Origin of the sequence: Acinetobacter thutiue, assembly GCF_030385805.1 — a bacterium.
Classification (GTDB): domain Bacteria; phylum Pseudomonadota; class Gammaproteobacteria; order Pseudomonadales; family Moraxellaceae; genus Acinetobacter; species Acinetobacter corruptisaponis.
This window is the reverse complement of the sequence record NZ_JAUDZE010000004.1, coordinates 44,565-66,891: the sequence shown is the minus strand read 5'-3', so window position 1 is coordinate 66,891 and position 22,327 is coordinate 44,565. Positions and strand designations below refer to the sequence as shown.

At 42.7% G+C, this 22,327-nt stretch carries 18 protein-coding genes and 1 tRNA gene; 11 read left to right on the top strand and 8 right to left on the bottom strand.

The genetic code is table 11. The annotated features are described in order from the left end of the window. Positions 1-44: 44 nt before the first annotated feature. Complete coding sequence (gene rsmI, locus QTA56_RS10670) at positions 45-887, bottom strand: 16S rRNA (cytidine(1402)-2'-O)-methyltransferase (RefSeq protein ID WP_267980937.1); 843 nt, start codon at positions 885-887, stop codon at positions 45-47. Between the two features lie 16 nt (positions 888-903). Here rsmI and QTA56_RS10665 point away from each other — a divergent pair, with 16 nt between their 5' ends. The 4 genes from QTA56_RS10665 (at position 904) to QTA56_RS10650 (ending at position 3,909) form a co-directional block, all read left to right on the top strand. Then, on the top strand, positions 904-1,839 hold the full coding sequence (locus QTA56_RS10665; RefSeq protein ID WP_267980936.1) for a penicillin-binding protein activator: 936 nt from the start codon (positions 904-906) through the stop codon (positions 1,837-1,839). A gap of 12 nt (positions 1,840-1,851) precedes the next feature. Continuing rightward, positions 1,852-2,256 carry a YraN family protein gene (locus QTA56_RS10660; RefSeq protein WP_004678091.1) on the top strand — a complete coding sequence of 135 codons (405 nt, stop codon included), beginning with the start codon at positions 1,852-1,854 and terminating at the stop codon, positions 2,254-2,256. 87 nt (positions 2,257-2,343) lie between these two features. Continuing rightward, positions 2,344-3,033, top strand: a complete 690-nt coding sequence (locus tag QTA56_RS10655) for a BON domain-containing protein (RefSeq protein WP_411956101.1) — start codon at positions 2,344-2,346, stop codon at positions 3,031-3,033. A gap of 3 nt (positions 3,034-3,036) precedes the next feature. Beyond that, the gene (locus QTA56_RS10650) at positions 3,037-3,909 is read left to right on the top strand and encodes an alpha/beta hydrolase (RefSeq protein ID WP_267980934.1); all 873 of its coding nucleotides are present in this window, start codon (positions 3,037-3,039) and stop codon (positions 3,907-3,909) included. 18 nt (positions 3,910-3,927) lie between these two features. On the opposite strand, the gene nudC is transcribed toward QTA56_RS10650, so the two are convergent. From nudC to dnaQ, 3 genes are all read right to left on the bottom strand, one after another. Further along, positions 3,928-4,683: an NAD(+) diphosphatase gene (gene nudC, locus QTA56_RS10645; RefSeq protein ID WP_267980933.1), complete on the bottom strand. Its 756-nt coding sequence runs from the start codon at positions 4,681-4,683 to the stop codon at positions 3,928-3,930. Next, a complete protein-coding gene (locus tag QTA56_RS10640) occupies positions 4,683-6,329 on the bottom strand; it encodes a chemotaxis protein (protein ID WP_267980932.1) in 1,647 nt (548 codons plus the stop codon). Before QTA56_RS10640 ends, nudC begins: the two co-directional genes overlap by 1 nt. Positions 6,330-6,457: 128 nt before the next feature. Further along, complete coding sequence (dnaQ, locus tag QTA56_RS10635) at positions 6,458-7,816, bottom strand: DNA polymerase III subunit epsilon (protein ID WP_267980931.1); 1,359 nt, start codon at positions 7,814-7,816, stop codon at positions 6,458-6,460. A 319-nt stretch (positions 7,817-8,135) separates the two neighbouring features. Between dnaQ and QTA56_RS10630 the strand changes: the two genes are divergently transcribed. The 6 genes from QTA56_RS10630 to QTA56_RS10605 all read left to right on the top strand — a co-directional run bounded on the left by QTA56_RS10630 (position 8,136) and on the right by QTA56_RS10605 (position 18,280). Next, positions 8,136-11,411, top strand: coding sequence for a LysM peptidoglycan-binding domain-containing protein (locus QTA56_RS10630; RefSeq protein WP_267980930.1), 3,276 nt, complete (start codon positions 8,136-8,138; stop codon positions 11,409-11,411). Positions 11,412-11,417: 6 nt separating this feature from the next. After that, positions 11,418-13,262 (top strand): extracellular solute-binding protein, encoded by a 1,845-nt coding sequence (locus QTA56_RS10625; protein ID WP_267980929.1) that lies wholly within the window; start codon positions 11,418-11,420, stop codon positions 13,260-13,262. 20 nt (positions 13,263-13,282) lie between these two features. Further along, positions 13,283-14,353 (top strand): microcin C ABC transporter permease YejB, encoded by a 1,071-nt coding sequence (yejB, locus tag QTA56_RS10620; protein WP_267980928.1) that lies wholly within the window; start codon positions 13,283-13,285, stop codon positions 14,351-14,353. After that, positions 14,353-15,363 carry an ABC transporter permease gene (locus QTA56_RS10615; protein ID WP_267980927.1) on the top strand — a complete coding sequence of 337 codons (1,011 nt, stop codon included), beginning with the start codon at positions 14,353-14,355 and terminating at the stop codon, positions 15,361-15,363. Before yejB ends, QTA56_RS10615 begins: the two co-directional genes overlap by 1 nt. Beyond that, the gene (locus tag QTA56_RS10610) at positions 15,341-16,921 is read left to right on the top strand and encodes an ABC transporter ATP-binding protein (protein ID WP_267981087.1); all 1,581 of its coding nucleotides are present in this window, start codon (positions 15,341-15,343) and stop codon (positions 16,919-16,921) included. Before QTA56_RS10615 ends, QTA56_RS10610 begins: the two co-directional genes overlap by 23 nt. A gap of 114 nt (positions 16,922-17,035) precedes the next feature. Then, positions 17,036-18,280, top strand: a complete 1,245-nt coding sequence (locus tag QTA56_RS10605; protein WP_267980926.1) for an NADH:flavin oxidoreductase/NADH oxidase family protein — start codon at positions 17,036-17,038, stop codon at positions 18,278-18,280. A gap of 6 nt (positions 18,281-18,286) precedes the next feature. Here QTA56_RS10605 and QTA56_RS10600 read toward each other — a convergent pair whose 3' ends face one another. From QTA56_RS10600 to pyrC, 4 genes are all read right to left on the bottom strand, one after another. Continuing rightward, the gene (locus QTA56_RS10600) at positions 18,287-18,970 is read right to left on the bottom strand and encodes a glutathione S-transferase (protein ID WP_267980925.1); all 684 of its coding nucleotides are present in this window, start codon (positions 18,968-18,970) and stop codon (positions 18,287-18,289) included. Positions 18,971-19,122: 152 nt separating this feature from the next. Beyond that, positions 19,123-19,198 (bottom strand) — tRNA-Glu (locus QTA56_RS10595). Between the two features lie 19 nt (positions 19,199-19,217). Further along, the gene (gene rnt / locus QTA56_RS10590; RefSeq protein WP_267980924.1) at positions 19,218-19,883 is read right to left on the bottom strand and encodes a ribonuclease T; all 666 of its coding nucleotides are present in this window, start codon (positions 19,881-19,883) and stop codon (positions 19,218-19,220) included. Continuing rightward, positions 19,868-20,902 carry a dihydroorotase gene (gene pyrC, locus QTA56_RS10585; RefSeq protein ID WP_267980923.1) on the bottom strand — a complete coding sequence of 345 codons (1,035 nt, stop codon included), beginning with the start codon at positions 20,900-20,902 and terminating at the stop codon, positions 19,868-19,870. The genes rnt and pyrC overlap by 16 nt, the downstream gene beginning before the upstream one ends. 162 nt (positions 20,903-21,064) lie before the next feature. Here pyrC and QTA56_RS10580 point away from each other — a divergent pair, with 162 nt between their 5' ends. Then, on the top strand, positions 21,065-22,327 hold the full coding sequence (locus QTA56_RS10580; RefSeq protein ID WP_267980922.1) for a diguanylate cyclase: 1,263 nt from the start codon (positions 21,065-21,067) through the stop codon (positions 22,325-22,327).

The following is a 22,327-nucleotide window of genomic DNA, read 5'->3' as shown; positions in this document are numbered from 1 at the left end:
TCTTGAGATGATAAGGGGAGATTAAAAAAATCTCCCCTTAGGTTTTATTCATCGTGTTGAGTCAATTCCAAAGCGCGTTGATAAGCCACTTTCTTTTTAATACCCGTCAAATCAGCAGCCAATTGTGATGCTACTTTTACCGATAAATCCTGTAATAAGCGTTTTAACAACTCATCCAATTTATCCTGTTCCATATCTTTTTCCGCAGATGCACCACCAACCACGACCACAATTTCACCCTTTTCTTGATTGTGATCATTTTCGATAAAAGTAACTAATTCCTTTAAGGTCATCTTCTTAATGGTCTCAAAGGTCTTGGTAATTTCACGGGCGAAGCCAACAGGTCGGTCTTCACCAAAAACCTGAGCCATATCTTGGATGCTCGCTAGAATACGATGTGGTGCTTCGTAGAAAATCAGTGTTTGCGTTTCATCTTTCAATTTTTCAAGCTGGCTGATTCGTTGCGATGATTTTGAAGGTAAAAATCCCTCAAAACTAAAACGATCACTTGGCAGGCCAACGGCACTCAATGCCGCGATTGCTGCACAAGCACCAGGCACTGGAATCACACGGATGCCATGTTCTTGAGCGGCACGAACCAGTTTAAAACCTGGGTCACTAATCAGGGGCGTACCAGCATCGCTAATTAAGGCAACATTTTCACCATTTAGCATTTTTTGGAGAAGTTGATCAATTTTGTTACTTTCGTTGTGATCATGACACGCTGTTAGCGGAGTTGAGATATTATAGTGCTTGAATAATTGAGCAGATTGACGAGTGTCTTCTGCTGCAACCACCGATACAGACTTTAAAATATCAATTGCACGAAAGGTCATGTCATCTAAGTGCCCAATCGGGGTTGCTACAACAAATAATTGAGCACTCATAAAAGGTAACTCCCTCATGTCTTACAAAAAATATTGGCTGCTACTTTGTTTGGCAGCATGTATGAGTCCAGCCTATGCGGACGTACTGGTGATTTTACCTGAATCTGGCACGATGGCGCGAGCAGGCCAGAGCATCAAACGTGGTTTCCTGAGTGCTTATACAGCATCTGGCAGTAAAGAAAAAATTATTTTTGTAGATTCCGCAAAAAATAGCATCGACTCAATTTTTAAGAAAAAAGTCACCAATAAGACCAGACTGATTGTTGGGCCATTGGCAAGACCTGAAATTGAAAACGTTATACAGCTTAGTCCCAAAATTCCCGTACTGGCCCTCAATGATGTCAACACACAGTCAGCCAACGTCTGGCAATATAGTCTGGCTAAGCAGGATGATGCGGTTGCCCTCAACCAACTGCTGAAAAAAGATGGGGTGAAAAAACTATTTGTTTTACGCCAGACAGGAACTGAGTCAGCCACTGAGCTTTTTTTAGTGGCATTGATGGCTGAGTTTGGTTCAGATATTGAAATGGTCAATCAGTTACCGAAAAAAATCTCCAGAAAAGAGGGCGTGTTGCTATTGGGTGACCATCAATGGATGGAGCAACTGGGATCATTACCTGAGAAAAATATTTATGCGACACCCCTGAGTATTGAACAGGGGCAGTCCATACCTTTGGGACTGAGTTTCTGCGATGTCCCCGCACTATATAATGGTCAATGGGCAGACTTGATTGAAGCCTACAAGGAACAGCCTGAAAATATGGCATTTCAACGTTTGCTGGCTTTTGGGGGGGATGCATGGAGCATAAGCCAACAGTTCTTGGAGCAAACTGGACAGATGCAGTTCTCTTTTGTTGGACGCACAGGTGCAATTGAGCTAAAAGACCATAAAATCTCTAGGCAGCCTTATTGTTACAGGCAGCAAAAAAATAGCATTGAAATTTTAAAATAAGATATGGGCACAATGGAACAGCAGAAACATCTTTTGGGACAGTGGGCAGAACAAACGGCATTGCTATTTTTACAGTCCCAGCAGTATCAATATGTCAATAAAAATTACCATTCACGTTTTGGAGAAATTGACCTGATTGTCAAACGCGACAATGAGCTGGTTTTTGTGGAGGTGAAAGCCCGTTCCGCAGGCAGTTATGCAGAGGCCTGTGAAGTGATTTCGTATTCACAGCAACGTAAGATTATTAAGACGGCGCAGTTCTTTTTACAAAGATACCCCAATTATTACAATTTTGACTGTCGTTTTGATGTGATCTGTTTTGATTTTCCACAGAAACTTGCAAAAACAGTACAACCAGATTTTTCAAAATTGCAGTATGATCAGCAATGGATTAAACACGCGTTTACTTTGGATTGAGATACGGTTGAGTCATTTCAAGACAAGTGCAGTAGATTGAACAAGTTAGTGGATAGGGAGTCTTGCCAAGTGTTGAAACGTTTAACGATGACGTTGGTTTGCGTTGCAAGTTTATCGGGATGTGCGAGCTTTATTTCTGGTGGAACAGGATCGGCGCCTGTTGGTACAAGCAGTGGTGAACGTAGTTTAGGGCAGGTTTTTATTGATTCTTCAATCAAGCGTACTGCAAATATTAACCTATACAAATTAGACCACCGCTTTAAGCAGTCACGTATCAATATTGAAAGTTTCCACAGTAATGTTTTGTTGACTGGCCAGGTTCCTGATCCTTACTTAAAACAGTTGGCGGAAGATAACCTGCGCGCCATGAGCGATGTTAAGGCGGTTCATAACTACATTACTGTAGGAGATAAAGTAAGCTATAGCACCATCATGCAGGATGCAACAGTAACGGCGAACACGCGTGGCTTATTGATGAAAGCGCCTGTTGTTTCTGACAGTAAGGTACTGGTGCATACTGAAAATGGTGTGCTGTATGTGATGGGGCGCCTTAATACCGCTGAAGTGAAAGATTTGGATGATGTCTTACAAAAAGTGGGTAATGTGAGTAAAATTGTCACGATGATTGACAACATTGATCAATCTTCAGGGACGATGAACTCATCTGCTGCCACGCCAATGGTCGGTGCAGCGACAACACAGCCTTTAGTTGAAACACCAGTTGCAATTGATCCTGATCAAGATGAACCCGTGACGACGACACCAACCGCACCTTAATTTATGAAGCAACTTATTCAGCAAGTACAAGAAAACGTGATACGGGCGAAAAACTTATATCAGGAATTTCGCCTGTATGATTTTGCCAGCTATTCAATCAATTATTTGACGCCAAAGGACACTTTTGAAAAAGAAGAGCATTTGGCTTACGGTTTAAAAGCAAGACAGCGTCTGGATTTATATCGCAGTAAAAATGCCAAAAAGCAAAGGCCATTGATTGTCTTTGTACATGGCGGTTCATGGCAGCATGGCAATAAACGTGATTATTTGTTTATTGGTGAGACATTCGCACGTGAGGGCTATGATGTTGCGGTGATCAACTATCATCTTGCGCCTGAACATATCTTTCCAGCCTTTATTGATGACCTTGCGCAGGCCATTCATTATTTGACCCAAAATCAAAACAAGCTGAATATCTCAACTGACAACATGATTCTGATGGGACATTCGGCAGGGGCCTTTAACGTGATGTCGGTTGTCTATTCAGCCCAGTCACAAAACTTCAAATATAAAGACCAGATCAAGGCAATTGTGGGTCTGGCTGGACCTTACCATTTTGACTATGTGGGCGATCCTTTATCCGAACATGCCTTTGACCACAAGATTTCCTATCAGCAGGTGATGCCTTATTACTTTATTGAACCGAATCGAATCAAGCATTATTTGCTTGTGGCGGAACAGGATCAGTTGGTGGAAAGAAAAAATACACTTGATCTGGATATTGCCTTGAGACAAAAGGGCAACCACAGCCATATCGCCGTGATTCCAAAGACAGGTCATATTACCATTGTGGCAACACTTGCCAGTCTGATGAGTCATTATTTCAAGACCAAGCGTACCATTCTGCATTTTCTCGAAGAAGCTTTAGAACCCTAAAGACTAAAAAAGCATCTTTTAGGATGCTTTTTTACTTTCTATGACCTGCATGATCATACTGTGGGCAATACTGCCTTTAAAAGGAATTTCAGGCAATTGGTCAAACTTAAAGAATTGTGCGTCACTAATTTCTTCAAGCTGGAGCTGAATGTCACCTGAATCATATTCTGCATGAAAGGCGATCATCAGGTTGCTTGGAAATGGCCACGGCTGACTTGACATATAGCGGATATTTTTAAGCTTGACACCAACTTCCTCCAACGTTTCCCGTTGCACCGCCTCCTCCAGTGTTTCACCAACCTCAACAAATCCCGCAATCAATCCATACATATTGCCATAATGCTTATGCGCTGATTTTGCCAGCAACACTTCATCATTGCCTTTGGTGATAATGGTAATGACACAGGGCTGCACACGTGGGTATTGATGATAGCCACAGGCAGGGCAAACCATAGCATATTCTTTGGGATGGATTTCCGTGGCATGTCCACAGTGGCTACAGAATTTATGGTTACGCCGCCATTCAAGCAGTTGCACCGCACGGCTGGCCTGTAGGAATTCTGTTGTGGACCATAACTGGATCAGTTCCCGAATTGGAATCAGTTGATAGCCATCGGGAACAGATTCATGTTCAAGCAGATCACGTGCAATGACATGATCATTGTGATGGATGGGAAGGTCACTTGCTAACTTTTCAACCTTTGGCAGTTGCAGGTTTTCATCAACTAACAGTTTCTGGTGTTGAAAAATATAAGCAAGTGAGAGCTGAGTCATTATGCGGCGATGCTTTGTAATTGCTGACTGCTTGATAATGCCACATCAAACATGGATTGCAATACAGGTTGTTTATTCTTAAGGTTATCCACCAGTAAATCCAGACCTGCAACCACATTTAAAATGCAGTTCACCTGCTCTGCGTCCAAAGCCAGATTCTGGTTTAAGCGATTCTGGGCAAAGTTCGCCGCAGTCAACAATGCTGTCTGTTGAGCAGAACTGCCAAGGAACAGGGCAGCGCCAGATAGCTCCTTAAGATACTCTGGCAATGCCTCCAGACTATGTGCGGCTGGATCCTGAACATACAGGCTTAGGGTTTGGGTCAGTGTCTCAATCAGTGTTTTTGTCTCAGTCAACAACGCCTTATGTGCTTCATCTAAACGGTCTAGTGAGATATGCATGTTGTTGACACGCAACTGCAAACGGCTAGAGGTGTAGTTACGCTCCAAAATGCCGATTGAGTTCATCGACGCTAAAATACTGTTCATCAACTGCTGTACTGAAGCCACATCCGTTAGTGTATTGGATTGACTGAGTTTTTCAGCCTGCTGGATCAGCTCTTTTGCCGCCTCATTCAGGTTAAGCACCTTGAACACATTCGCAAGCTGGTTCAGCTTCAGTTGTAGCTCCTGAGTTTTCTCAGTTGACATATTTTGATGATTGTATTCAATTTCATTACGAATCTGCGCCATTTCATTGGTCATCAACTGGCTGATGGTATGAATGGTTTCATAGTCAGGGCCATACAAATGACGGCTGAGCACCTGCAACTGGGTATCGCTTAATAACTCATCGCCAATGTTGAGTTGTTCACGGATATGCTGGGAAACATCATCTTCCTGACTAATGCAGATGCTGAGAATATCTGCAAGATCGCTCAGGTTGCTTTGGTAGGCAGACTGCTGTGCCAGGAATTTGCCAATATTGGTTTCAACCTGAATCAGGGTGCGTAAACGCGCTTCGGTGATCAGCAGTTCTTCAATGTGGCTTAAACCAACATTGACCAGTTGCCAGTATTGCTGACTTGGAAGATTTGAAGCCATGCCCGCAAGGTAGACACCAACAAGCTTGATGCCCTGCAAGTCCAGCGGCGTTTCCGCCTGCTTGATCAGTTTGTTTAGGCATAGCTTGTAAAGCTGGTGAATATATTGGGATTGTTCCAGACTTGGCGCCTGTGGCAGGTTAAAGTTTGGTGTGATGCAGTCCAGCAAAGGCTGAATGGTCTGGCCTTCTTTGGTGATTGGTTTGCCCAGCGCTTTTTCCAAACGGTTCAGGGTATCAAGCAGGAACTGGGGAACCTTGACTTCACGCAGGCAGATAAACTCAATATAGCGCTTCAGCATGGTGGTGCCTTCACTGAGGGCAACCACATCACTGGTCTTGATTTGCTGCGGTTGAGCCATGATCTTGCGCATCAACTCAGCTGAATACTGGGTGATCTGTGACAAATGCGGCATATCAATCAGGGCAAGCACCTGTGTGCATTGCTCAAACTGATTGAGTGCGTCATCAATACCAAAAGGTAAGGCTTGTTCTTCAGCAAGCGTATTAACCGCTGTCTCCACCAATTTAATCGAATTGTCGATTTCATTTTTTATTATTAGTAATGCCGTTGGGTCGAAATGAATCGAGGTTTGGTAAGACATATGACCTACACCTTTCCTGAGTTGTTATATCCATGAACCTCCTGCAACAGGAGGTTTAAATCTTCTATAGGCTAATATAGCGTAACTTTGAAAGCTTGAAATACAAAAAATAACATTGATCAGCAAATTTATTTTGCAAAAAAGCAAGGCTTTCCATGTTTCTGTTCAAATTGTTTGACCCATGTCTCATGTTGAGCCAATTCATCGCCTGATGCATAAATGACAGGAAGCTCAATTTGGACACGTTGACGGGTGGTTTTATTTTGACTTTGTTCCGTTTGTGACAGGGCATCCATATCAAAGGAAACCTGTCCACCTGTCATGGCAAGGTAGACATCTGCCAGAATCTCGGCATCCAGTAACGCACCGTGGAAAGTACGGTCCCGCGCAGGAATTTCGTAACGCCTCACCAAGGCATCCAAAGAGTTCTTCTGGCCAGGATGCTTATTTTTTGCCAGTGCCAATGTGTCGGTCACTTCACACACGTCGGAAAGTAAGGGCAGGCCAGCACGCTTGAACTCCATATCGAGGAAGTTCATATCGAAAGTTGCATTGTGTGCAATGATCTCGGCACCTTTTAAATAATCAAACAGCGTATCGGCAATTTCTGCATATTTGGGCTTGTCTTGTAGAAAATCGTCGGTGATGCCGTGGATTGCCTCTGAGTCACCAACAGGTTTTTCAGGATTGATATAAATATGAATCGAGCTGCCTGTCAGTTTGCGGTTAATCATTTCAATCGCGCCCACCTCAATAATGCGGTCGCCATCCTGATAATAAAAACCTGTGGTTTCGGTATCCAGAATCAACTGGCGGGGACCTTGAAGACTTAACTTGGCTTCAGTCACAACAATCTGTGGATGTAGCCTGCCTGCTGGTGTTGCTGAGGTGTCGGGCAATATCTTCATTTCAGTCGTACTGTCCTGAACGTTTAGTTCTATTTCAAGTTCTTCCTCGGTTTCATCCTGATCTGCCATCATATCCAAACCAAAAGGGTCATCCAGAAGCCAATCTGGTTCAGGCTTTTTTGTATCAGCGTTAGCCTGTGTTGTGGATTTTAGTTGCTTGGCAGTCTGTTCCGCACCCAGATTGGCCAGTTGATCCGCCATCTCATTGCCAGCATGACCTGCATGGCCCTTGATCCAGTTCCACTCAATCTCACGGTTAACACAGGTTGCATCAAGTTTTTGCCAGAGGTCTGGATTCTTGACATCTTTCCAGTTTTTCTTTTTCCAGCCATGAATCCATTCAGTGATGCCTTGCTTGACATAATTGGAGTCTGTCCAGATGATCAGGCGTGCATCAGTTGGGCAAAAGGCAATTCCCTCAATTGCAGCAGTCAGTTCCATGCGGTTATTGGTTGTTTCTGGTTCGCCACCACACAGCTTGTGTTCACCCTGTTCGGTAATGATGTATGCACCCCAACCCCCTAAACCTGGGTTGCCCTTGCATGCGCCATCAACATAGAGTGTGATTGTTTGTGACATATTTGAACCTAAATCATAAATGGAATAAAAAGTTTCCAGCATTGCCATCTAAATCGGGTTAGACAAATATTCTGCTGTGACCTTGAGGAATTGGAGCAACACTATAGTTTGCCCGTATGGATGGAAGATTTTAGCATTTCCATCCTATTTCTTGTATTGTAAGGTGAAATGCTTCCTCTGGACGTTACAAAACACATATTTTTTAATTTCTTGTAACATTTCCATGCAAATCACGCTAAATTATTGCCTTGTCTAAGCGGCATGCTTTACTACAATGGCTAATTGAAAAAGAACTAGCGTGAGTTGACTGGAAGTTTTTATGTATAAATCGAGCACATTGGTGTGGCAAACATCTGCAACATCATTATTCAAAATTACTGTACTCACTTCCGCTCTAGCCGCGTTGGGAATTACCACAGGTTGTTCATCAACCCCTCAGACAAGCAAGGTTTCATCTTCAAAACAAGTGGGTTCAGGCTTTTTGGATGCAAGCAGTCTGGATTCTCTGGAAGACCTGCTTTCCGCAACCGATATGCGTGCGGTGGAGGGTGACCGTCTTTTAGTCTTGAAACATGGTGATGTCTGGAAACGGATGACTGTGGGTTTCAAGATGGACTTAAACCATTGGGATTCGCGTATCGAGGCACAGCGTAGCTGGTTTATTTCCCGTCAACCTTATCTGGACCGTTTAAGTGCGCGTGCCAGCCGTTATTTATACCACACTGTAAAAGAGGCTGAACGCCGTGGTATGCCGACTGAATTGGCACTTTTGCCCGTAATTGAAAGCTCTTATGACCCAGCGGCAACCAGTAGTGCGGCAGCCGCGGGTTTGTGGCAGTTTATTCCAAGTACGGGACGTATCTACGGTTTGCAGCAAACCAGTTTATATGATGGCCGCCGTGATGTGGTCGAGTCCACACGTGCCGCTTATGAGTTTTTAGGCAGCTTATATAATCAATTTGGTTCATGGGAACTGGCACTGGCTGCCTATAATGCAGGGCCAGGCCGAATCCAGCAGGCAATTAACCGTAATAAGGCGGCAGGGTTGCCAACCGACTACTGGTCCTTGAAATTGCCACAGGAAACCATGAACTATGTTCCGCGTTTTCTGGCAGTTGCACAAATTATTAAAAATCCAGGCGCTTATGGTGTGGCATTACCTCCAATTGCCAACCGACCTCACTTTCGTGAAGTTGCCTTGTCCGCGCCGCTTGAGTTAAACCAGATTGCTTCAATTACGGGGCTAAGCCGTGCTGAACTGTATACATTGAACCCCGCCTACCGTGGTGAGATGGTTGACCCGATGAGTCCAATGCGCATCTTGATTCCTGCGGATTTAAGTCCATCGATTGATGCAAAATTACGTTCTGGCAAGGCAGGTTCTGGTGGATTCTGGGCAAGTAGTGCGCCGCCACCTGCAATGAACCCATTAACCAGCTCAACCACAGTACGTACAACCACCTCAACTACAAGCAATGTGGGGCAAATTGTTAAGCCATCCACCACACCACCGCCACCATTAACCACGAAGACCAATACTGTACCTGTTACCACAACAACAAAAACGCCGACCAAGATTGCCACCCCTATGGGTTCAAATGCCTTGGCCTCTTTTGCCGCGGCGGCGGATGTGCCGAGTGCACCGCGTATTCCTGTGGCGATTACACCAGCACCAAATGTTAAACCTGTCAGGATTGAACCGCCAATTTCAGTGCAGGAGCGTGAGCAGATTGTTGCTGCGGTGAAGCAGGAGGGTGAGAAGAAGACGGTAACACAAGTTCTGGAACCGCAGGCAACACAGGCTGAAAAAGATCAGGTGGTTGCTGAAATTAAGGCCATTGCTCCACAGGGAACAGAAATTGTTGATCCATTTGATGGCAAGATTAAGCTGACCGCCATTCAGACCAGCCAATCGGTTGCCGATCAGAAAGGTCAGGAAGTCAGCAAGGGCTTTGCTTATCCAAAAACCTTGGCTGAAAGCCCAGAAATTGCCAATAGTGAAGATGCCAAGCGTAATCAGGGTAAACCCTACATCAAGACCGATACCGATGTTGTTGTGGTCGCGCCAAAAGGCAAGCGCAGTACCTATACCGTTCAGCCTGGCGATACGCTGGCCTCAATTGCCCAAAAGAATGGGGTGAACTGGCGTGACATTGCCAAATGGAACCAGATTGATCCAACAGGAACACTGTTTGTCGGAGCAAGCCTGTATCTCTATGATGCAAAACCACAAGCTGATACCTCCAAAGCAGTGGAAAGCAAGCCAGAAAGTTATGTGGTGCAGTCAGGCGACAGCCTGACCAATTTGGCGGCGCGTTTTGATCTAAGCCTCAAACAACTGGCTGACTATAATAATCTCTCTGTAACGGATGGCTTGTTTGTAGGGCAAAAACTCACATTGGTTGAGCCTAAAACCAATACGCGTAACAATCAACAAACCGTACGTGTGCCAGACACAAAGATATCCACAGCCCAAAAAGTGGCGACCAAGCCCTATACAGTGAAACGTGGTGAATATCTCAAACTGATTGCGGACCGCTATGCCTTGTCGAATCAGGAGCTGGCTGATCTAACGCCAGGACTGACATCGGGTAGCAATTTGTTGGTCGGGCAGAAAATTAATGTGCCCCTGCATGAAGTGTCACAAACTGAGGATAATGTCGAGCCTAAAAATACGGTTAAGTATGAAAATGTAAGCGCATCAACCAGCTACAAGACTGAGAACTACACGGTTCAACGTGGTGATACCTTATCCAGTATTGCGACAAAATCAAAAATCACCCTGAATGAGTTGGCTGAGTTAAATAAGCTGAAGTCCAGTAGTGGGGTTCGCCTAGGGCAGACCATCAAGATTCCAGCAGGTTCAACTGTTCCTGAGCAATATGTGGTTCAGTCTGGCGACAGCCTCAATGCGATTGCCAGCAAGTATGACCTGACCGTCAACTATATTGCTGACTTGAATGGACTGGAGAGAACGGCTGGTGTGCGTGTTGGTCAGCGTTTGAAACTTACGGGTGATGTATCATCCAAAGCAAATAATAGCAGTGCCAATACCAAAGCCAAAGAAGACAGTGTGCCAGATACTTACACAGTGAAGTCTGGCGATACTTTAACCAGTATTGCGAACCGCTATGCCTTACAGCTTGAAGATGTTGCTGCCTTAAACAACTTGTCTCGTGACAGTAACGTTCGTATTGGACAAAAACTGAAACTGACAGGTGATTTACCGAAAACTGAATCTGCCAAAGCGGATAACAGTAAAAATAGTGCCAACACCAAGTCGGTATCAAGCAAGAACACTGAAAAATATATAGTCAAAGCAGGTGAGTCACTGAACAGCATTGCCAGCCGTTTAGGCATGTCTGGACGTGAACTAGCCGAGTTGAATGACCTGAAAGCCAATACCAGCCTGCAACGTGGTCAGAGTATCTCCATTCCAAAGACGGTGACAGAGTACAAGGTAAAACGTGGTGATACCTTAATTGGCTTGGCGAGTAAGTATGGTATGGAAATTAATGCACTGGCTGAGATGAATGACCTAACCCCAAAAACTCAATTGCGTATTGGTGATGTGATTAAAGTCCCGAACCTGTAATTACGCATGATTGCATTGCTTGTTACCAAGAGGCTTAGTCTATTGTATGGACTAAGCCTTTTTGCTCAGTTCTCATTTGCAGCCGTACATAGCACGTCTTATTTGGCAATGCATGTGACCCCAAAGTATGCAAATTTAAATGTCATGCCTTATGTCAATCCCAATGCACCGAAAGGTGGAGTGCTTAGCCAATCCAGTCTGGGAACGTTTGACAATTTAAATAGCATGAATGGTAAGGGCAGTGCCACGGAGGGTGTAAATTATCTGTTTGATACCTTGATGGATCGATCTTTGGATGAGCCACGGGTGATGTATCCTTTATTGGCCGAAAAAGTCAGTTATGATCCTGATGATCTACGATTTATAATTTTCCATTTAAATCCCAAAGCCCGTTTTAATAATGGTCAGCCTGTCACCGCAGATGATGTCAAATTTACTTTTGATACCTACCAGACCAAAGCCAATCTGGGTTTTCAAATGTATTTATCTGATTTGGCAAAAACAGAAGTCATTTCCAGGTATCAGGTTAAATTTATTTTTAAATCCAGGAACAATGTGGAGATGCCGCTGATTGTGGCAAGCCTACCGATCTATTCCAAGCAGGACTGGAGCAATAAGGATTTTACCCGTATTACTTTGCAGCCGATTGTAGGGTCTGGACCTTATATGGTGGAGCGTATTGATGCGGGACGTAGCATTACTTATAAACGTAATCCAGATTATTGGGCAAAAGACCTGCCTGTCAATAAAGGGCGTTATAATTTTGATCGGCTGAAATATATCTATTACCGTAATTTAGAGGTCAGTTTTGAGGGATTTAAATCTCGGCAGTTTAATTTATATGAAGAAAAAAATATCCGTAATTGGATGACCGCTTACAATTTTCCAGCGATGCAATCGGGTTGGATTAAAAAGTATAAAGCCCGTTTAGGCACACCATTGGATATTCAAAGTCTGGTGTTTAATATTCGTCGTTCACCTTTAAATGATATTAATTTGCGCAAAGCCTTAACCTATGCCTATGATTTTGAATGGCAAAATAAAGCATTATTTTTTAATCAAAACCGACGTTTACAAAGCTATTTTGATAATACCGATTTGGCTGCAACAGGTAAGCCAAGTGCAGCAGAATTAAACATCATTCAACCTTTTTTGAAACAGCTTGATCCTGTGATGCGACAAGGGGTTTTGGCCGATTGGCGTTATCCTATATCGGATGGCAGTGGTTTTAACCGTCAGAATTTACTGATTGCCCAAAAAATCCTAAAAGATGTGGGCTATGTGATTCGCAATGGCAAGTTATATGATCGGCAGGGTAAAGTGGTTCAAATTGAACTACTTATGCAACTGGAAAATCCACAACGGGAGTTGATGCCCTTTGTGCGTAACCTGAATCGTTTGGGGATTCAGGTTAATCTGCGACAAGTCGATGTTCCACAATATATGGAGCGAATTCGCCATCAGGATTTTGATATGATGGTGATGAAAATGCCACAAACGCTGACTCCAGGGAAAGAACAGGCGCAGTTTTGGAGCAGTGCTGCCGCAGATGAGTCGAATAACTATAATTATTCAGGTATCAAAAATCCTGTGATTGATCAGATGATTGACAAGATTGTCGCCGCCAAAACTCGTGATGAGGTGGTGCTCTATACCCATGTGCTGGATCGTTTATTACGGGCAGGTTATTATCAAATTTTGACCTATGGCAAGCCTGAACGCTGGTTTGCTTATTGGGATATCTATCAGCAGCCTACGATCAAACCAAAACTTTCAGTGGGTTGGGAATATTGGTGGGTGGATGCAGATAAAGCCAGCAAGCTAAATCAATCGTTCCAAAAACACCAATGAAAATAATCAAGGATATTTAAATGTCTCACTATATTCTGAAAAGAATGTTATTGATGATTCCCACATTATTTTTCATTGTGTTGATTAACTTTATCATTGTGCAAATTGCACCAGGTGGACCTGTCGAACAAGCCATCCAGCAAATACAAAATGCACAGGGTTTAGGCATAGGAACAAGTTCTTCGTCCAGCCTAAGTAACTTGGCACAATATCAGGGCGCACGTGGTCTCAGTCCTGAAATGATTAATAAAATTAAAGCACAATATGGTTTTGATCGTCCTGCACATGAACGTTTCTGGTTGATGATCAAAGGCTATTTAACATTTGATTTTGGTACAAGCTTTTTTAAAGATAAACCTGTTACCCAACTGCTTTATGAAAAATTGCCTGTGACTTTGTCTTTAGGGTTGTGGAGCACTTTCCTGATTTACCTGATTGCGATTCCATTGGGGATGAAAAAAGCTAAAAAGAATGGTTTGGTGTTTGATCAATCAACTTCCTTGTTATTGGCTGTCAGTTATGCCATTCCATCATTTGTGTTTGCCATTGTATTGATTGTATTTTTTGCGGGTGGCAATTATTTGCAATGGTTTCCATTACAAGGTTTGGTTTCAGAAAATTTTGCCCAACTTAGTCTATTAGAAAAAATTAAAGATTATCTCTGGCATATGTGTCTGCCGATTTTGAGTATGGTATTAGGTAGTTTTGCAGCCTTGACCTATCTGACTAAATATTCGTTTATTGAAGAGTTGAAAAAACCTTATGTGCTGACAGCACGGTCTAAAGGTTTGAGTGATCATCAGGTACTCTATGGTCATGTCTTTCGCAATGCAATCTTGGTGATTGTGGCAGCTTTGCCTGAAGCACTGGTTGGGATTTTCTTTGTCGGTAATTTATTTATCGAGATTATTTTTAATCTGGATGGCATTGGTTTATTAGGGTTTGAAGCGATTACTCAGCGTGATTATCCTGTTATTTTCGGCACCTTATTTTTATTCAGCCTGTTTGGCATGATCCTGCGTTTAATTGGCGATTTGCTTTATCAAGTGATTGATCCTCGGATTGATTTTGAAGCAAGAGGTGGGAAATAATGTCCCCCTTAATGCAGCAACGCTTCCATCGTTTTCGGCAAAATAAACTGGGTTTTCGCTGTTTAATCATATTTCTGATTATTTTTATCTTGTCTTTATGTGCGGAATTTATTGCCAATGATCGTCCTTTATTGGTGCGTTATCAGCAGTCATTTTATTTTCCAATTTTAAAAGATTATCCAGAAACGACTTTCGGTGGGCAATTTGAAACTGCAACCGATTATCAAGACCCTGCGGTCAAACAGTTGATTCAGCAACAGGGCTGGATGATTTCACCGCCTGTGCCATTTTTCTATCAATCGCCTAATTTATCCCTTGCCGTGCCTGTACCCTCAAAACCAAGCGTACAAAACTGGCTCGGAACTGATGATCAGGGGCGAGATGTATTTGCCCGAATCCTATATGGTTTACGGATTTCATTAGTATTTGGGCTGGCTTTGACTGTATGTTCGGCTGTCATCGGTATTATGGTTGGGGCAGTACAAGGCTATTATGGCGGCTGGATTGATCTGATTGGGCAACGTATTTTGGAAGTGTGGGGCGGTTTGCCCATGCTGTTTATCGTGATGATTCTGGTGAGTATGTTTAGCCCTAGCGTGTATTGGCTGTTCTTGATTATGCTGTTGTTTGGCTGGACAGAACTGGTTGGATTGGTACGGGCTGAATTCTTGCGTGCCCGAAATTTTGATTATGTCAGGGCTGCGCAAGCGTTGGGTGTCAGTGATGCTCAGATTATTTTTAAGCATATTTTACCCAATGCCATGAGTTCCAGTCTTTCGCAGATTCCCTTTATGTTGACCGCCAATATTGTTGCCTTAACTGCGCTGGATTTTTTGGGTTATGGTCTGCCGCCTGATGCTGCATCTTTAGGTGAACTATTATTACAGGGTAAAAATAATTTGGATGCGCCGTGGCTGGTATTATCAGGTTTCTTTACTTTAGCGATTGTATTGTCTTTGCTGATTTATATTGGGGAGGCGGCACGTGATGCATTTGACCCAAGACGTTAAGCCGTTGTTAAAAGTGCAGCAGCTTTGCATTGCCAATGAAACAGGGCAGACCTTGCTGGATGATTTAAATTTCGAGTTATATCCAGCTCAGACGTTGGCAATGGTGGGTGAAAGTGGTTCGGGTAAATCCATCAGTGCTTTGGCATTATTGGGTTTATTGCCTGAAACTTTGACTATGCAAGGTAGTGTGCAATTTGAAAATGATGATCTATTAAAGCTTAACCAGCATCAATTACAGCAGCTTCGTGGTAAGCGAATCGCCATGATTTTTCAGGAACCCATGACTGCACTCAATCCATTGCACAAGGTGGAAAAGATCGTTGGTGAAAGTTTGGTGTTGCAAGGTCTCTCCAAAGCCCAAGTTCAACAGAAAGTCATCCATTTGCTGCATGATGTGGGCATTGAGGATGCTCAGCAGATTCTAAAATGCTATCCACATCAGCTATCGGGTGGGCAACGACAGCGTGTCATGATTGCAATGGCACTGGCTTTGGAACCTGATATTTTAATTGCCGATGAGCCAACCACTGCGCTAGATGTGATGTTGCAGGCGCAGATTCTGGAATTACTTAAAAAACTGCAACAGCAACGCAATATGGCAATGATTTTGATTAGCCATGATCTCAATCTGGTCAGGCGTTATGCAGATCAGGTGCTGGTTCTAAATCAGGGGCAAGTTGCTGAACAGGGCACAGTCACTGAAATTTTTGGTTCTCCCCAAACTGAATATACACAGAATTTGCTTAATCACGATTTTGGAAAGGCTTCGGCATTAGAGCCAGCAGAAACGTTATTAAGGCTTGAAAATGTCACGGTAAAATATCCAATTAAACACGGCTTATTCAACCGTGTTAAACATTATAAAGTGGCAGCAGAAGCGATTGATTTGAGCTTAATGCGGGGTGAAGCCTTAGGCATTGTGGGGGAAAGTGGTTCGGGAAAATCTTCTTTAGCTTTGGCAATTGCACGTCTGATCGCCAGTGAGGGAGACATTATTTTTCAGGGCAAAGATTTAAACCAATTGAATCAAAAACAACTTAGACCTTTACGAAGCGATTTTCAGATCGTATTTCAAGACCCTTTGAGCAGTTTAAATCCACGTATGACAGTTGAACAGATCATTGGGGAGGGCTTAAAGCTTAGATCAATTTCCAAAGCACGGATCACCACTAAAATTGAAGAGGTACTCAGTAAAGTTGAATTATCAATAGACGCTAAGCATCAATATCCACATCAACTTTCGGGTGGACAAAGACAACGGGTGGCATTGGCAAGGGCTTTGGTGTTGCAACCCAAACTCATTATATTGGATGAACCTACCTCTGCACTGGATCGCAGTACACAGCGTGCCATGATTCAATTGTTACGCCGATTACAGCAGCAAGACCAGATCAGTTACATCTTTATCAGTCATGACTTACAAGTCATTCAAGCACTTTGCCAAAAAGTAATGGTGATGCATCAGGCCAAAGTCCTTGAGTATCAACAAACCACGCAATTATTTGCCCAGCCTCAAACTGAATATACACGACAGTTAATCGCAGCCAGCCAGTACTGAGCATCTTGTAATTAAACTGACATATGATATTGTCAATTTATCGGAAGATAGCTTAACATCAACAATAATCAGATTAAATTAGAGTAAATGCTCTAATTATAGCAGAGGATGACCATGAGTCAGATTGCAGACAGTATCCAGATTCGTAATACCACATTTAAAAACCGCATTATCAAAGGTGCCATGAGTGAAGCGCTTGCCAATCATGATGGGCAACCGAATGATTTGCATATCGGCTTATATGAGGCTTGGGCAAAAGGTGGTTTAGGTTGTGCTATTACAGGCAATGTCATGGTCAACATCGCAGCCAAGAATGAGCCAGGTGTGGTTGCAGTGGAAACTGAACGTGATCTGGCGAAATTACAACAGTGGGCGGCAGTGGGTAAAAAATATGGAATGGTACAATTGATTCAATTGTCACATCCAGGTCGTCAATGTCCAAAAGGTTTGAATAAGGAAACTGTTGCACCTTCGGCTGTGCCATTTAGCCCAATGTTAGCCACCATGTTTGGCACACCGCGTGAACTAAAACATGAAGAAATCTTGGATATTATCCAGCGTTTTGCCACAGCAGCAGCGATTTGTGAAAAAGCAGGTTTTGAGGGCGTGCAATTACATGGGGCACATGGTTATTTGATCAGTCAATTTTTATCGCCACTGACCAATAAACGTACTGATCAATGGGGCGGTTCAATTGAGAATCGCAGCCGTTTCTTGCTGGAAATTTATAAGGCGGTACGTGCTGCTACTTCTGAGAACTTTATTATTTCAGTCAAACTCAACTCTGCTGATTTCCAGCGTGGCGGGATTACTGAGGAAGATGTCATTACTGTATTCAAGGCAATTGATACTGCGGGTATTGATATTATTGAAATCTCAGGCGGAACCTACGAAGCCCCTGCAATGGCAGGTGCAAAAGCTGAATCACGTAAAGCCAGCACCATTGCACGTGAGGCTTATTTTCTGGAGTTTGCCGAAAAGATTCGCCAGCATGTATCGTGTAAGTTGATGGTAACAGGTGGTTTTCGTACTGTTGCAGGTATGAATGCTGCACTTGAAAGTGGTGCATGTGACTTTATCGGTATTGCCCGTCCATTGGCAGTTGAAACCGATTTAACTGATCGTTTAATTGCAGGCAATGATGTGCGTTATGCCGTAAACCAGATTAAAACAGGTATTCCAATGGTTGATAAAATGGCCATTATGGAAATTATCTGGTACGCAGCGCAATTTAAGGCGATTGGTCAGGGTAAAAAACCGAATCCGAAATTATCTCCTTTACTGGTGTTCCTGAATTATGCCAAAGGCAATATTAAGGCAGTGATCAAAGGACAGGTGAATTCACGTAAATCAGCATAAGCTGGTTTACCACGCTGTTGTCCAATAAGTTTGGAAAGTAGAAGCAGACCATTGTCCTTTAATGAGAGCAGTTTTAAAGGCGGGTCTGTTTTCTATTTGTTGGAGATAACGTTGGATATGCTCAAATTGCTTTAGATTTTGAGAGCAAGCCAATAACGGAAACCACATTAATATATCGACAAGCGTTAATTGATCTCCAGCAAACCAGACATGATCTTTTAAATGCTCATCAACCATACACATTTGTCGCTGTAATGAAGCGTTTAAATAGCCTTGATCAAAGCCATATTTTAAAAATTTAGAAATGAAACGAACAGGAAAAGGAGTCCTTTGCACAATCTGTTTAAAGATTTGCTTGAGCAACAGATCGGGTATTAAAGTTGCTTCACAGTAATTTTTCCAATAATAAAAATGTTGTAATTGTTGTCCGCTTAATTCTGACTGCCCCAATTTAGGATTGAAATATGATAAATATTCAATAATTGCAGCTGTTTCTGCTAGAACGTAACTTTGTCCTTGATCTATGATTTCAATCGCAGGAAATTTTGATAAGGGATGTGGTGAGTTTTTATTTTTATCAGTATCGCAATGCTGATTGATTATTAATTCATAAGCAAGATTCAGTTCTTCCAAAAACCAGATGATACGTTGTGAGCGTGAATTTTCCAAATGAAATAAACGTATCTGCATATCTTGTTTAACTAATAAGTTTTAGTATTCACATTATAAGATGAGGATAGAAAATAAGCTAAGAATAACAATGAGTTCTTTTTTAAATTTTAAAGTAAATGATGAAAAATAAAAAAGCCACTGTCTCATTGATGCAGTGGCTTTTTAATATTTGGCGTCCCTACGGGGATTCGAACCCCGGTTACCGCCGTGAAAGGGCGATGTCCTAGGCCTCTAGACGATAGGGACTTCTTGAGGTGGGTGTATATTAGGGTTCTGTCACCAAAGTGTCAAGAAGATGGGGTGACAGTTTGTTCAAAATATAACAAAACAGTTCAGCCGTCTTTTGGGTATCGTATAGGGCGGAATGTGCTTCCTTACCATCAAACTCAATCCCCGCCTGAATACACGCTCGCGCCAAGACAGTTTGACCAAACATGACCGCACTGAGTGTTACGGTATCAAACACAGAGAAGCTATGAAAAGGATTCTGGTTCTTTGTTCCAGTACGGGTAATTGCCGCCTGCAAGAAACCTAAATCAAAATGGGCATTGTGTCCGACCAAAACAGCATGGGTACAATGCTGTGCCTTGCGAACCTCGTTCAATGATTTGAAAATACGTTTCAATGCACCACGTTCGTCTTCTGCCATTGCCACACGCATTGGGTTAAATGGATCAATCCCAATAAAATCTAAAGAACGGCGGTCAAGGTTCGCTCCCTCAAAAGGATTGATATGGGCATGAAATGATGGTCCAGGAACAAATTGCCCCTGTTCATCATAGACAATTGGAATACATGCAATTTCCAGAAGTGCATCGGTTTGTGCATTGAAACCTGCTGTTTCCACATCAACAACAACAGGTAGGAATCCACGAAAACGCTGGGCAATCACAGGGGCTTTACTTTCTGCTTGTGTCACACTTTTCTCCATTGCAGTGTTTTTCCTGCATGAAGTGGAATAATTTTCTGACCATCAAGATAGTCAAATGATTCAGCTACGGTATTTTCTTCCTTGACCAGCGTGATGGTAGAGGTATTGCGTGGCAAACCATAGAAGTCAGCACCGAATATGCTGGCAAAACCCTCTAGGCGCTCTAATTTACCCACTTGGTCAAATGCCTGAGCATACAATTCAATTGCATTCGGTGCACTATAGCAACCTGCACAACCACAGGCATTTTCCTTGGCATTTTGCGCATGAGGTGCACTGTCTGTCCCTAGGAAGAATTTTGGATTACCGCTGGTTGCAACTTCCAGTAATGTGGTTTGATGAGTTTGACGCTTTAAAATTGGCAGGCAGTAAAAATGTGGCTTGACCCCGCCAACCAACATATCATTACGGTTAAACAATAAATGTTGTGGAGTGATGGTTGCGGCAACATTGCGATCCTGCTCAAGCACAAAATTGGCTGCATCGCTGGTGGTAATGTGTTCCAATACCACCTTTAATTTTGGAAACTGTTTGAGTAGTGGTGAGAGGATTTCATCAAGGAAACGTTTTTCACGGTCAAAAATATCAACATGGTTGTGCGTCACTTCACCATGTAATAATAAAGGCACCTGATGTTCTTCAAGCTGTTCAATTACCGCATACACCTTACGGATATCGCTGACACCATTGTCCGAATTTGTGGTGGCACCAGCAGGATAAAGCTTGATGGCATTCACAAATTCAGAGTCTTTAATTTTACGAACTTCGTCTGGAGGGGTATGATCAGTAAAATACAGCACCATACGTGGATCGAAATGGAGTCCCTCTGGCACATGGGCAAGAATACGCTCGCGGTATGCTAAAGCTTCTTCTACAGTTTTGACTGGTGGAACAAGGTTCGGCATACAAATCGCGCGTGCAAATTGTTTTGCCAAATCAGGTACAGTGCGTTTTAGGGCTAAACCATCACGCAAGTGTGCGTGCCAATCATCTGGTTGTAAAAGTGTAAGAGTATTCAAGGCGTACTTCAAACTTAAAAATAATACAAATAATAATGCATATAGTGTGAAAATGGTAACTACAATTACGGATAAGTGGTTAACCAAAGCACATGACAAAATGCGATTTTGTGTTATTTTTATGCGGCATAAGAATAGTGCATTATAAAAAGAGTATTGAGGATGGATAACCAGTATGATCTTGATAAATTACGGAGGTCAAAAGAAGATCTAGAGCAGCTTGTTGCCCAGCATTTTAAATCAAATAACCAGCAGACCCTACTCCCTAAAAAGTTGGAAGATGAGTTTTGGGCATTCAATATTGACCGAACACGTGTCAATGCCATTCAGTTTTTTGGTCAGGGTGTGATTACCTATACCATTTTCGTACTGTTGATCTTGCCATCCAATTATTTTGTTCTTCGTGAAAGTCCACATTTTGTCCTCGATTTTATCTACAGCATTTTAAGTTTAATTGTTGTGGGGGCCGCACTGTTTTTATTCTGGGCCTTTTCCCGCTTTAGAAACCTAAGAACTTTCTTTTATCCAGCCGCCTGCACGATTGTTTTTTTTACCATTGTACTGACTTCATTGTTGATGATCGGCGTCTCCAATGTGGTGTTGCAGAACCAGGCAATGGTGCTGGTTGCTTTCTTATACATGCTGGGCTTTATACTAAGTGGTATCAAACCTTTGCATATGTTGTGGATCGGTTCTTTCGCGGCAATTGTTACCCTGTTTTTTCTTTATTTTTTAAATATTCCGTATGACCTTTTGATGATTGGTCGGACCTTTATTGGAAGCCTGCTCCTCGGTTTTTCTATCAGTGTAATGCTGACTTCTAAAGAGCGACGGATTTTTATAAAATCAAAAATATCTGAGATTGATGAGAAAATCTTACGCTTACAAGCCTCCGAACTGCTCCATCTAAGTCAGCATGATGAACTGACCAATGTGTCGAATCGTCGTACTTTTGAGGAAATGTTTACCCATTACTATAACCTGGCATGTAAGGAAAGCACGTCGTTATCTGTACTGTTTATCGATATTGATTATTTCAAAAACTACAACGATTTTTATGGTCATCAGATGGGTGATCAGGTGATTTCTGAAATCGCGAAAACGATCAAAAGTTCGATTCGCCATATGGATTTTATTGCACGTTATGGGGGAGAGGAGTTTGTGGTGCTGTTACCTGAGACTTCTGCCCAAGGTGCCTATGCGGTTGCAACCAATATTTACCGTGCCATTGACCGATTAATGATTGTACATGAGAAATCACTGGTCTCTAACTATGTCACCATTAGTTTGGGTATTACGGTTTTTAATGGTAATCCTAAAATTAGTCAGGATTTTCTGATTCAGACCGCGGACAAGGCATTATATCGGGCCAAGCAGTTAGGTCGTAATCAAATCTATTATCAACCATTGCCTATTGTTGAATAA

What these genes read in the sequence shown, in the direction of transcription:
- rsmI (WP_267980937.1), bottom strand. Translation starts at nt 887, where the DNA reads ATGAGTGCTCAATTATTTGTTGTAGCAACCCCGATTGGGCACTTAGAT.
- QTA56_RS10665 (WP_267980936.1), top strand. Translation starts at nt 904, where the DNA reads ATGTCTTACAAAAAATATTGGCTGCTACTTTGTTTGGCAGCATGTATG.
- QTA56_RS10660 (WP_004678091.1), top strand. Translation starts at nt 1,852, where the DNA reads ATGGAACAGCAGAAACATCTTTTGGGACAGTGGGCAGAACAAACGGCA.
- QTA56_RS10655 (WP_411956101.1), top strand. Translation starts at nt 2,344, where the DNA reads ATGACGTTGGTTTGCGTTGCAAGTTTATCGGGATGTGCGAGCTTTATT.
- QTA56_RS10650 (WP_267980934.1), top strand. Translation starts at nt 3,037, where the DNA reads ATGAAGCAACTTATTCAGCAAGTACAAGAAAACGTGATACGGGCGAAA.
- nudC (WP_267980933.1), bottom strand. Translation starts at nt 4,683, where the DNA reads ATGACTCAGCTCTCACTTGCTTATATTTTTCAACACCAGAAACTGTTA.
- QTA56_RS10640 (WP_267980932.1), bottom strand. Translation starts at nt 6,329, where the DNA reads ATGTCTTACCAAACCTCGATTCATTTCGACCCAACGGCATTACTAATA.
- dnaQ (WP_267980931.1), bottom strand. Translation starts at nt 7,816, where the DNA reads ATGTCACAAACAATCACACTCTATGTTGATGGCGCATGCAAGGGCAAC.
- QTA56_RS10630 (WP_267980930.1), top strand. Translation starts at nt 8,136, where the DNA reads ATGTATAAATCGAGCACATTGGTGTGGCAAACATCTGCAACATCATTA.
- QTA56_RS10625 (WP_267980929.1), top strand. Translation starts at nt 11,418, where the DNA reads ATGATTGCATTGCTTGTTACCAAGAGGCTTAGTCTATTGTATGGACTA.
- yejB (WP_267980928.1), top strand. Translation starts at nt 13,283, where the DNA reads ATGTCTCACTATATTCTGAAAAGAATGTTATTGATGATTCCCACATTA.
- QTA56_RS10615 (WP_267980927.1), top strand. Translation starts at nt 14,353, where the DNA reads ATGTCCCCCTTAATGCAGCAACGCTTCCATCGTTTTCGGCAAAATAAA.
- QTA56_RS10610 (WP_267981087.1), top strand. Translation starts at nt 15,341, where the DNA reads ATGCATTTGACCCAAGACGTTAAGCCGTTGTTAAAAGTGCAGCAGCTT.
- QTA56_RS10605 (WP_267980926.1), top strand. Translation starts at nt 17,036, where the DNA reads ATGAGTCAGATTGCAGACAGTATCCAGATTCGTAATACCACATTTAAA.
- QTA56_RS10600 (WP_267980925.1), bottom strand. Translation starts at nt 18,970, where the DNA reads ATGCAGATACGTTTATTTCATTTGGAAAATTCACGCTCACAACGTATC.
- rnt (WP_267980924.1), bottom strand. Translation starts at nt 19,883, where the DNA reads ATGGAGAAAAGTGTGACACAAGCAGAAAGTAAAGCCCCTGTGATTGCC.
- QTA56_RS10580 (WP_267980922.1), top strand. Translation starts at nt 21,065, where the DNA reads ATGGATAACCAGTATGATCTTGATAAATTACGGAGGTCAAAAGAAGAT.